General features: G+C 44.1%; 10 protein-coding genes. 7 read left to right on the top strand and 3 right to left on the bottom strand.

Features of this window, described 5'->3' with window-relative positions; genetic code table 11:
• Position 1: 1 nt before the first annotated feature.
• The 5 genes from B7992_RS10230 (at position 2) to B7992_RS10210 (ending at position 5851) form a co-directional block, all read left to right on the top strand.
• On the top strand, positions 2-1114 hold the full coding sequence (locus B7992_RS10230; protein WP_088666214.1) for a DegT/DnrJ/EryC1/StrS aminotransferase family protein: 1113 nt from the start codon (positions 2-4) through the stop codon (positions 1112-1114).
• A gap of 15 nt (positions 1115-1129) precedes the next feature.
• A complete protein-coding gene (locus tag B7992_RS10225; protein WP_088666213.1) occupies positions 1130-2338 on the top strand; it encodes an ATP-grasp domain-containing protein in 1209 nt (402 codons plus the stop codon).
• Positions 2339-2342: 4 nt separating this feature from the next.
• Positions 2343-3536: an acetyl-CoA carboxylase biotin carboxylase subunit family protein gene (locus B7992_RS10220; RefSeq protein ID WP_088666212.1), complete on the top strand. Its 1194-nt coding sequence runs from the start codon at positions 2343-2345 to the stop codon at positions 3534-3536.
• Between the two features lie 9 nt (positions 3537-3545).
• Entirely contained in the window at positions 3546-4769 is a 1224-nt protein-coding gene (locus tag B7992_RS10215) for a hypothetical protein (protein WP_088666211.1), read from the top strand.
• A gap of 116 nt (positions 4770-4885) precedes the next feature.
• Positions 4886-5851 (top strand): glycosyltransferase, encoded by a 966-nt coding sequence (locus B7992_RS10210; protein WP_088666229.1) that lies wholly within the window; start codon positions 4886-4888, stop codon positions 5849-5851.
• Here B7992_RS10210 and B7992_RS10205 read toward each other — a convergent pair.
• A complete protein-coding gene (locus B7992_RS10205) occupies positions 5848-7050 on the bottom strand; it encodes a CotH kinase family protein (RefSeq protein ID WP_176421913.1) in 1203 nt (400 codons plus the stop codon). The genes B7992_RS10210 and B7992_RS10205 overlap by 4 nt on opposite strands.
• A 317-nt stretch (positions 7051-7367) precedes the next feature.
• Between B7992_RS10205 and B7992_RS17290 the strand changes: the two genes are divergently transcribed.
• The gene (locus tag B7992_RS17290; RefSeq protein WP_073157920.1) at positions 7368-7790 is read left to right on the top strand and encodes a DapH/DapD/GlmU-related protein; all 423 of its coding nucleotides are present in this window, start codon (positions 7368-7370) and stop codon (positions 7788-7790) included.
• Positions 7791-7793: 3 nt separating this feature from the next.
• Positions 7794-8849: a hypothetical protein gene (locus B7992_RS10195; RefSeq protein WP_073157513.1), complete on the top strand. Its 1056-nt coding sequence runs from the start codon at positions 7794-7796 to the stop codon at positions 8847-8849.
• Positions 8850-8854: 5 nt separating this feature from the next.
• Here B7992_RS10195 and B7992_RS10190 read toward each other — a convergent pair whose 3' ends face one another.
• Both B7992_RS10190 and B7992_RS10185 read right to left on the bottom strand, forming a co-directional pair.
• Positions 8855-10768: a polysaccharide lyase family 8 super-sandwich domain-containing protein gene (locus B7992_RS10190; RefSeq protein ID WP_088666209.1), complete on the bottom strand. Its 1914-nt coding sequence runs from the start codon at positions 10766-10768 to the stop codon at positions 8855-8857.
• An 8-nt stretch (positions 10769-10776) separates the two neighbouring features.
• Complete coding sequence (locus B7992_RS10185) at positions 10777-11880, bottom strand: glycosyltransferase (RefSeq protein WP_073157519.1); 1104 nt, start codon at positions 11878-11880, stop codon at positions 10777-10779.
• Position 11881: the final 1 nt, after the last annotated feature.

Here is an 11881-nt window from a genome sequence, read left to right as displayed (position 1 = left end):
AATGGACAACAAGCTGATTACAGTTACCTCCCCGCTCCTCCCGTCTCTGGACGAGTTCATTCCCATGCTTCAAGACATCTGGGACCGCAAATGGTTAACAAACAATGGTCACTATCATGAAGAACTGGAAAAAGCCCTGGCAGATTACCTCGGCGTAAAATACATCAGCCTGTTCACCAACGGCACACTGCCCCTGATTACCGCTCTGCAGGCGATGAAAATTACTGGAGAAGTGATTACCACACCCTATAGTTTTGTGGCAACCACCCACTCAATCTGGTGGAACGGACTGAAACCGGTATTTGTAGATGTTGATGAAGAAACTGGCAACATCGACCCCGAAAAAATTGAAGCAGCCATTACCCCGCACACCACGGCCATTATGCCCGTCCATGTGTACGGAACCCCCTGCAACATGAAGCGCATCCAGGAAATCGCAGACATCTATGGCCTGAAGATTATCTATGATGCCGCCCACGCCTTTGGCGTCAAAAAAGATGGTGAATCCGTATTGAAGGCAGGCGACATGAGCACCCTCAGTTTCCATGCCACCAAGGTTTACAACACCATCGAAGGTGGTGCCTTAGTTTGCCATGACGAAGCCACCAAAAGGCGAATCGACTTCCTCAAGAACTTCGGGTTCAACGGAGAAACAACCGTGGTCGCCCCGGGCATCAACAGCAAGATGGATGAGATTCGTTCGGCATACGGCTTGCTGAACTTGAAGCAGGTGGACAGCGCCATCGAAAAACGTCAGGCCGTAGCAAACAGATATCGCGAAGCATTCAAGAACATCCCGGGAATCCGATTCCTCCAGGATATTGAAGGTGTTCGACACAACTATGCCTACTTCCCCATCTTCATTAGCGAAGAATACGGCATCAGTAGAGACGACCTGTACGCCAAACTGCAAGAACACAACATCTTCGGACGTCGTTACTTCTACCCGTTGATCAGCACATTCAGCGCATACAAAGGCCTGGATTCAGCAAATCCAGCAAACTTGCCCATAGCACACAAGCTGGCAAACCAGGTGCTCTGTCTGCCCATGTTCGCCGGCCTTGACGAAGAAAGCGTTAGCCGAGTCATCGACGTAGTCGTTCACAAGCGCTAGTAAAGCGGTAATTCCATGACGCAAAAAAAATTGATGCTGCTCGGCGGCCTTCGGTATCTCATCCCCGTTATCGAGGAAGCCCACAAGATGGGCATTTACGTCATTACCGCAGACTACCTGCCAAACAATATTGCACACAAGTATTCCGACGAATACTGCAATGTAAGCATCATTGACAAGGATGCCGTTTTGAAGGCTGCTCAAGAACTAAAGATAGACGGCATCCTATCTCATGCTGTTGACCCTGGGGTGACAACGGCAGCGTATGTTGCCGAACGGATGGGACTTCCCTTCCAGTGTTCCTATGAAGCCGCTTGCATTCTACAAGACAAGTCTAAATTCCGAAAGTTCCTTTCCGACACCGGATTTAACACCCCCAACGCCAAAGGATACAACAATGCAGAAGACGCACTCCGCGACGTCGATTTTTTCAACTGGCCTGTTATTGTAAAGCCAGTGGACTCTGCAGGCAGCAAGGGGGTCACGAAGGTTGAAAGGAAAGAAGACCTAGCGTCCGCCATCGCCACAGCACTATCCGCCTCAATCAGCAAGAACTTCGTCATTGAAGACTTCCTAGATAAGGTGGGCGCACAATCCAGTGCAGACGTATTTACCGTAGACGGAAAGCTGGTTTACCCTGCTTACTCGGACCAGTTGTTTGACGCTAACGCAGCAAACCCATATACACCGGCAATTGAAATTTGGCCCGCCTCCATGGAACAAAAATTCCAGGACGACCTCACCTGCCAACTTCAAAGGCTATTTACCCTGCTGAAGGTCAAGTCCGGCATCTACAACGTAGAAAGCAGAGTCTGTTCCAACGGCAAAGCCTACATTATGGAAGTCAGTCCCCGTGGTGGCGGCAATCGCATCGCAGAACTTCAGGACATGGCCACAGGTCAATCACTTATCCGCGCAGAAATTTGCAAAGCCCTAGGCATGCCCGTAGAAAACATCAGCACTCCCCAATACGATGGAGTCTGGTGCAACTACATTTTGCATTCATCCCAAAAAGGAACTTTGGTATCCGTTGAAATCGATGAAGATTTCAAGTCAAAATACGTCCGCGATATAGGTTTAATTGTAAAGCCGGGTGATCACATAGAGCCCTTTACAGGAGCGAATACTTCTCTGGGCACTCTGTTCCTTCAGTTTGAAAACCGAGACCAATTGTTGAATGCATTGAACAATGAAGCCCAATGGCTAAAAATCTCATTGGAATAACAGTATGAAAAAACGGATTATCTTTTTTGACGCAAACCTGTCAACTTTGCCTGCTATCAGATACGCAAAGTCCCGTGGACTTCATGTAGTTACATGCGATAACAAAGCCGAAAACCCGGGACACAAGGAAGCAGACGAATCACTGCTGATTAGCACATTCGACATTGATCTTATTGATGCATACATCGAAAAGAACCCTGTTGATGCAGTAGTTTATTTCGCCTCTTCAGCAGGATCATTTGCAGGTTGTCATCTCATCGAAAAATACAATCTTCCTGGCATTTCCTGCACAGTCAAGGACACTCTTTCCTACAAGAATAATTTTAGGAAGTTCCTCCAAAACAACGGTTTTACATCTTTCCCGAAATTCACTCTTTTCAACGGGAATGTAATTCCTGAAGAAGCGAAGGCCTTCCCCTACCCCGTTATTGTAAAGCCCACGGATTGCGGCGGGAACAACGGAATCACCAAAGTTTGCAGCGAAGCTGAATTACAGCCGGCCGTGGATTACGCACACAGCGTTTCCAAAAGCGGAAACATTATTATTGAAGAATTCATTGAGACTGATCTTCAGATAAACGGCGACTGCGTCATTGAAAACGGCGAAGTAAAAATATCATTTCTCGGCAAACATTTGTACGCTCCCAACAGCGATATTCTTCCTTACTCCACTATCTTTGGAGAAAACGTCATTCCCCAAAATATTCGAAACGATATTGAGGAAGAAATCAAAAAGCTGGCGTCTGCCATCGGCATCACTTCGGGCGTACTGAATACAGAATTTCGAATTTCAAAGTCAGGGAAAATCAACTTCATTGAAGTAAACTCAAGACACAGCGGAAACTTCATTTATCAACTGATGAACAAGGCTTACGGAGTTAGTCTTGAAGAAATTGGAGTCAAGTTGGCACTAGGGGAACCGTTAAACATTGACGGATGCAAGCCCACTGGATTCTTCGCCTACGCATTGATCTACTCTAACGAAGGCGGAACATTCAACGGCATTGAAATTTCAGATTCATTAAGTCCGTACACGCTCAAGCAATTGATATTCAAGAAAAACGGAGACCCCGTCAACCGCTTTACAAAACTGACAGATCGAGTCGGCATCATGCTTTTGCAATTTCCCACTTACGAAGAAATGCGCAAAATCATCGACAACTTCCAGAGTTACTACAAGATCAACCTTTTGAAATAGCGAACACCTATGTATTCTAGACTTAACGAAATTGCCAGTGAAGTTGGTTCTCCATTTTATATAGTCCATCCAGAACTATTCCGTGAGAATCTCAGGAATTTTTCAAAAGCTTTTAAGGAACTTTACCCCAAGTTCATCTTGTCTTATTCCTTTAAAACCAACTACACTCCGTTTCTGTTGGAAATCGTTAAAGAAGAAGGCCTCTACGCAGAGGTTGTATCTGAAATAGAATACAATCTAGCAGAATTGATAGGTTTTCGTGGAGAACACATTGTTCTTAACGGGCCCATTAAGGACGAGCCTCTACTGCAGCATGTTGCAAACAACGGAAGCATCGTCAATTTGGATTCCAGCTATGAAGTCGCCAACATCCTTAAGTTGAAGCAACAGTTCCCCGAAAAGGATTTTAGCGTCGGTCTTCGAATCAACATGGAGTTGAACACTCGTAATGGAGCCTCGGCAATTCAGGGTGGACTTACCGAAAGCCGTTTTGGATTCACCGAAGAAGTTCTTCAGGAAATCGTTCCCGAACTAAAAGCCGCCAACATAAAAATAAACGCCGTACATGGCCATGTATCAACAACAAATCATTCTGTGGACAATTACAAGATTATCGCAGAAAGATTAGTTCAAATTTGCGAAAAATTCCAATTGAACGATGTTCAGTATGTAGATCTTGGAGGAAGTTTCTTTGGCGCCGCCCCCAAAGAAGTTGATGTATCAAAACGGCCTACTTATCATGATTATGCTCAAGCCGTTTGCGACATTTTCCTGAACAACGCCTGGTTCGACCAGCACAAGCCATACATCGTCATAGAGCCGGGTGCAGCCGTTGTAACCAACGTTTTTGAACTGGCCACTAAAGTCTACCAGCACAAAAATGTAAATGGGAAACACTTCGTTTCTGTGGACGCCAGCATTTATCAAGTCCGTCCTAGCGGAAAAACAAATTATCCTTACGTCGAGTATAGCGAAAACGAACCTCAGGAACAAATCGTTGCAGACGTCGTTGGATCAACCTGCATGGAAGTAGACAAAGTGGCCGAACAAATCAAATTGACCCACTACCAGAAAGGTGATTTCCTTGTTTTTAAGGCTTCCGGAGCTTATCGAATCAATTTGACCCCCTTCTTCATCAATCCTCGATGCGCTATGGTATCCTTGACTGAAGACGGCTACAAAGTCATCCGCAAGCGCCAAGACGCCAAGCACCTATTGGACATGCTAAGGTAATTTGCATTTCATAGAAACATTTAAATTTCTTGAAAACCGCAGACGTTAAAAAACATTTGAAAAAAAACTATGCGGATCGTGGGAATCGCAAAAGCAGAAAAAGGAATATAATAACAATGTGTAACAAGCCATTAGTATCCATTCTTTGCACAACGTATAACCACGAAAAATATATCGCCCAGACCATCGAAGGATTCCTCCTTCAGAAGGTTAATTTCCCTATCGAAATCATCATCCATGATGACGCCTCCACAGACGGCACCGCAAAAATCGTACGGGAATACGCAGAAAAATACCCTGACTTAATCAAGCCTATTCTTCAGACCGAAAATCAATATTCCAAAAAAGTCAGCGTCTGGAACACCTTCGTCTATCCCAAAGCTCAAGGAAAATATTACGCGGAGTGCGAAGGCGATGATTATTGGATAGACCCGAATAAATTGCAAAGACAAGTTGATTTTCTAGAAAGTCATCCTGATTACATCTTTTCTCACACGGCTTTCAAATATTACGATCAGACCAACGACAAATTTCTAGAAGATAAATCAATTCAACAGAATTTGGATATTCAGAAAAATAAGCAAAGCGATTTAAGCCTCTATATCCTAGACGCCAATCAGTACCGAGTCCAAACGGTCACCACCGTCTACAGAAGTTCTCTCTGGTCCAAGATTAACGACGACTTCGCAATAAGCAAATATTTCCTCATGGGAGATACACAGCTATTCTTCTTCGCATCGACTCTTGGTAAAATCCACTACGATCCCACAGTCACATCAGTCTATCGTCTGACGCCCAACTCCGCTTGCCACAGAGGCGAAAAGAACAAGGCTCAATACCGATTCAATCTATCCTGCGAAGAAATGCGCGTGTACCTTTCCAAGTACATCAAAGACGAAGCCATCATCCAGAAATTCAAAAAGGATTTTGGAAAGGCCCTTATTCGCTATGCTGTATTCGATCCGACATTTCGCTCTAAAATCAACGAGGGCGTCATTTCGGCAAAACAGAAGATAGCCTTATTCTGCGCAAGACACAGCAGAATCGCCAGAAGAATCATAAAGAAGAAATGGAGACTCTAGGGAGTATTTTCATTAATCCATCTTCGTCTTCCGACGACCCACTTCCTTAAATTATTTACGGCTTCTCCATAGTTCCGAACACTATTGGAAATCCACTTGCCATGTTCATGAAGGATATCCCAGCGCTTAAAGTTGTTTTGCGCAGGTAATTCTAGGGCTACCCCAAGAGAATCAATAATTCCCTCAGCCCCTTCAAAAATCGGGCTTAACTTTTTCCAATACCGGTCAACTGTATCTGCAAAAGCCTTATTTGAAAATAATCTTGCATTCCAATAAGCATCTCTAGTTCGCCAATTTTCGCTTAACGCAAGAGCCTCGTTATAAATTCGCATTCCCCCAAAAGCTACATCAAAATCCCAAACAGGCCCCATTTTTATCGGGCAACCATCCGACCAGGTAAAATAGACGCTGGTAAAATAATTCGCATCTGGATTTTTCGCAAATTCCGGAATCCAAAAATGTTTTGAAAAAGCGTCAATGTCAATCCATTCAGAGATTTCCTCTATAGACGCCCCTTCAACCGTCAGCAAGAATCTTTCAAACGATTCAACATGATTTAACAATTTTTCCAAAGAACTGTCCGAAGCATTTTTAGGGTAATGAATTCGGAATGGCTTATTCGTATCTAACACATTGGCAAATACAACTTGTTCTCCTTCGTTATATTTGGCATCAAACTCCACCAGATAGGAATCCACATCTTCAGGGAGATTTACCTTATTTTTTCGGACTTCGATACTCTCTGTCAACAGGTAAACGCCCAGATATTCGCTATTTAAATAAAATTCAAAAAATTCACTTCGCGGAGAAAATTCCATTCCAATGTCAGATGCCAACCTATAAGCCAAATGATTTTTCATCAAACTTTTATCTGCATAGTTGGCGACAAGAACCCACTCCTTATTTCGAGGCATCCCCAGCATTGATTTTTTTTCTTCAAAAACGATTTTATAGCCCCGTTTCGGCATATCATTCCAGCTGGAGTTCCCACGTCCCTTGATGCGCATCTTTAACGATTCTCCCTGTGCAGAATCTTCCCCATACACACGCATGCTAGCCCATGTATAAACGCCCTTCTCAATATCACGCTCGCAAGAATCCGTCTCTATGACAATACGCTGAAGCCCAACAAAGGGATACTCAGAATTTTCAAATGGAAATTCATCTTCAAGAGCTATACTTTCTACGCAGGAAGCCAACGAAGATTCCGATGCGCCTTGACCAAAGGAATCATCATCCTGTGACGTTTCCGTACAGGACAATAGCACAAACGCTAGAAAAAAAAGGCAGACCGTTCTTAAAAGCAAACAATACCTCAAATAGATTTATGTTTCTACCCCGAACAAGCCAAAACAATAAAACTTATAATTATCTATATTAGTAATAAATACAAAAAAAAATTATGACTTTCAAACAAAAATACCAGCTATTCAAGACAGAAGTCATCCGACCGTGGATACTTTCATTTCCGAGCCGCAGAATTCGTACACGCTACCTAAAAAAGATCCTGGGAAAGATGGGCGAAGGAGTCTCCTTTCTGCGCCATGTCAAGCTGTTATACCCTAAAGGCATTTCCGTCGGGGATCGAGTCATCATCAATCAAGATGTACTTTTGGACGGCCGTGGAACGCTAGAAATTGAAAACGACACAGACATTGCAACAAATGTAATGATCTGGACCATGGACCACGACCCCAATAGTGAAACTCACGAATCCAGGGCAGGCAAGGTTCATATCGGTCACCATGTATGGATCGCTTCAAGGGCAACCATACTTCCCGGAGTAACAATCGGGAACGGAGCAGTCGTTGCATCAAATGCCGTCGTCACCAAAGATGTTCCCGCCAATGCAATCGTCGCAGGCGTACCCGCCAAAGTAATCGGCGAACGAAAGAATTCGCTCCAGTACAAGCACGACTTCCACCCCCTTTTCCGCTAGCCCATGAAGATTTATTTTGGCATTGACGAAAACGATTGTTTCAATCCGTATGTTTCGATTCTTATAAAGCGTCTAAAAGAAATAGACGACACCCTGGAAGTTGTTTCGGGAATTCAAACCTTCTGGAATGAAGAAATATTATCCTGCAACATCATACACATCCACTGGCCAGATATTCTTCTAAAGAACACAAATAGGACCCCAGAGGATCTGGGGTTACGTCTGCAAGCTATCAAGGAAAAGGGCGGCAAGATTGTAGCAACATGTCACAACATCAAGCCACACTTTGCAAAGTTTCCCTGGCAAACAGAAGCCTACACAGTGGTCTACGAATTATGCGACATGATCTTGCACATGGGGAACTACAGTCAAAACCTGTTCAAGGAATTGTATCCTCGCAGCAGACACGAAATTCTCCCCCATCATATCTATGATGACAGATACAAGGATCCCGTCACAAAAGAAGAGGCTGCAAAAAAACTTGGACTAAGCACCAAGTACACTTACATTCTATGCCTTGGAGCCTTTAGAGACCAGCAGGAACGAGATTTACTACTCGGGCTAACCGACTTCCTAAAGAAGAATTCCATCAAGATTCTTGCCCCATCATTCTTCATCGAGCGAAAGACAAAGGGCATCCGAATTTACCTGCGCCACGCAAAGACAAAGCTAAAATGTCTATTGCTGAATTTACTGCACAACATCAAGACAAGTGCAAAAATCATTCCCGAAGAGGAGATTCCCTTATTCGGAGCGATGGCAGACCTGATGCTATTGCAGCGCGTTGTCATTCTAAATTCAGGGAACGCCTCTATGGGATTCTATCTCGGCAAAGTTGTCGTAGGCCCCGATACAGGAAATGTAGGTCCGTTCCTGAAGGAATCCGGGAACCCCGTATTTGAAGTAGGCAGCAAGGAATCTCTGATATCCAGCATAAAGGAAGGCTTGGCGCAGGCTGCCGCCGGGTACGGCCAGAAGAACAAGACTTACGCACAACGGCATCTATCCAGCAAGACCATTTCTAGACAGCTTCTTGATTTTTACAAGAGCCTCCTGTAACTAATTCATTTTTCAAAAACAAGGTCTTTCTTCAAGAGGTCTTTTAGAAATCCTCCGTCTTCGCGGAAAATAAAGACGCAGGGAACATCAAAGAAGAACGCCTGCTGATTGAACTTGAATGAAGCAGCTCGGAACATTGTTCCACACACAATGTGGTTTGCGGCATCATAAATAATCTGACCCACAGGATCATTTTGAAGAACTAGAATACATTCTTTATGTCCGGAAGTCAAATGACCTGTTTTTGCCCCAACCTCCATGAGATAGGCATATTTTGCCTTTTGAGGAAGAATTCCATGATCAATCCATAGCGAGAAAATTTTTCCATGTTCAACAAATTTCGTTGTACCGATTTCACTCCAGTTTCCTTCACGATTTTCAACCTTTACCTTGAAGGTCTGACCGTCTAGACTGCGATAACCAATTCCATTATGCAGAACCATTAACGATTCAAGAGAGTCGCCAACGGCAGGAACAGACTCAAGCGAAAAATCCGTCGACAACAAGCGCTGATCCAGTGTTGTTCGGATCGGAGAATCAATCCTGCTAGAAATATCAGCCCCCAGGGCAACGACAGTGCCATTGATGAACACCCAGGTTTTCTTGGCAAAGATTCCCGAACGATCAACAATCATTGTTGCGACGCCAATGTTTCCTTCACTCAAGCCACCAACAAATCGAGACTCATTAGTCACACGTTTTTCCTTCTGTTCGGACTTGTCGTAACAAGTAATCCCAGGAAGCATAGACCAATCCCATAGAGGGTAAATATCCTTAAAATCATCCGGGTGACGGTATACAGATAGGACTCCCGCCCCTAACCAAAACCCCTTCCGATTTTCACGATTGATGCTTTCGCTACCTACCGTTTTCCTTGAAGACATCTTGAGAGAGATGTAATAATCATCGGAACGGCAAACCATCAATTCTCCTCGCTCAAAGTAATGGCAACCCGAAAGAAAATTTTCTCCTTTTATTTCCTTTTTCCACAAGGAATAATCTTCCGCACGGGAGGAATCTACACTTTCCAAATTCCTGATAATATAAACGTATCCCCCTGCATTCTTGTTATCGTCCTTACGAGAAATTTCACGGCCTAGAACCATGGGATCCACCATCCCTTTCCACATCATCCAGCGATTTCCATGCAAGGCAAGAGCGCTCATTGCATCAAGTGTTTCCTGATTAAAGGCATATACCGTCCCACGACAAAAGGACGCCCACTTCGCTCCAATAGACAAAGCCATTTTCCCGTACCCGCCATTATACAACAGATTGCCATGCATAAAAAAGGAATGGTCCTTCTGGTGCCCTTCCCTACTTGTAACAAGCATGGTGGACTCAATATTTTTCAGGCCATCATAAATCAGAGAATCTCTTCGCTCCAGAATTCCACGGATAACGACCAGTTCAGAAATCCATGTTCTGTTAACACCATTCCGACTCGGCAATTCAGGGAAACATCGAATAATTTTGGTCCTCAATGAATCAGGCAATTCATCCCACAGCAACAGTGCAATGGGAGCCAGTTCCCTCGGCACACCGACTTCATTCATCCACCAATTATCGTTTACAAAATCCTCTTCGCGACTAAACCAAAAAAGCAGAGACCTTATTGCGGCCTCCTTTATTTTTAGGCACTCACTATTGGCAGTCGGTCCAGCACAGGCATATGCATAGCTTTCCGCCAACGTTCTCGTCTTTTTCAAATGTTCAATGGGAGTATGCCCCTTCTCATGATATTTGGGGCCAGACCATGTTCCGTCAGAATGTAGGTCCTCAACAATTTTCAGGGATTCTTCCGGAGGAACATTCGAGGAATAGTCCTCTCTCAAACGATCTAAAAGGGAATCCAGGTCACTAGCCATGGCCGTAGATACCGCTAGTAAAATAGCGAAAATCAGTCCACAACCATTCATACGATCCCCTATCGGGAATTTCTAAACTGACGAACTAAACTGGAGAAGCTGTGGGAACGCAACAGGGAAATCAAACCACTGAAAGATTTTTTCCAGTTCGCCTGCTTTTTCTTGGCTCGATATTCCTGCATAAAACTTTCAAAGGCGGTCTTGAAAGATACTTCGTCCCATTCCTTATCCAAATACTTATCGTACATGCAATAAAGGAAACTGTCATATATCTGGCAGCCTTTCATTCCGCTTAAACCGAAATCATTCTGCTTCAGCATGGTGTAATACTTGAAGGCCACATCTACAGAGAACGTGGAAATTTCATTTACCACATTTTTCACCACAAAATTCTTCCAGGATTTTTCAACAGCCTTCAGCTCATCAGCCCTCATGGTCTTCTGTAAAAGACCAAAGGTGTTCAAGGTGCAGGGATAGGCTATATCCGGAGAAATGGACGTAATGGAAGTCCCTGTATTGATGCGATAATGAATAAACATCTTATCGCATACGACCATCCGTTTGGCACGAACATTCGCCATGGTCGAAAAGAAGCAGTCGTTCATGCGAGCCTGTTCCTGAAACCGCAAGCCTTCCGCTTTAATGAAAGAAGCCTTATACAGTTTATCCCAGGCAGCGGTTCTGCAAAACTGGAACAAATCCTCGGCAATATCCTTGCCAGAAAAAACCGTTCCCTTGGGCACAAGACGTTCCTTCAGGGAAAACGACTTTGTGGATTGAACACCTGTTTTCTGGTCAAATGTGGCAGCCTTGCAGAACACGATGTCAGCATCATCTTTTTTTGCCGCAGTCACCATCGTTTCCAGCATATTCAATTCAAACCAGTCATCTGCATCCAAAAATGAAAGGTATTCACCTGTAGTCACCGCAAGTCCTGTGTTACGGGCATGACCTGCATTAGACGCCTCCTGTGAAACAACCTTTATGCGAGAATCGCGGGAAGCGTAATCTTCGAGAATGGCAAGAGATCCATCTGTGCTACCATCATTAACGCAAATTATCTCTAAGTCTTTCAAGGTCTGATTGACAACAGTATCCAAGCACTCCTTTAGATACTTTTCACCATTATGAACAGGGATAACAACGGAAACAATTGCGTTCATA

The organism is Fibrobacter sp. UWH1 (assembly GCF_002210365.1).
Classification (GTDB): Bacteria; Fibrobacterota; Fibrobacteria; order Fibrobacterales; family Fibrobacteraceae; genus Fibrobacter.
Note: the sequence above shows the minus strand (reverse complement) of the source record. Positions and strands in the feature narration are given on the sequence as shown.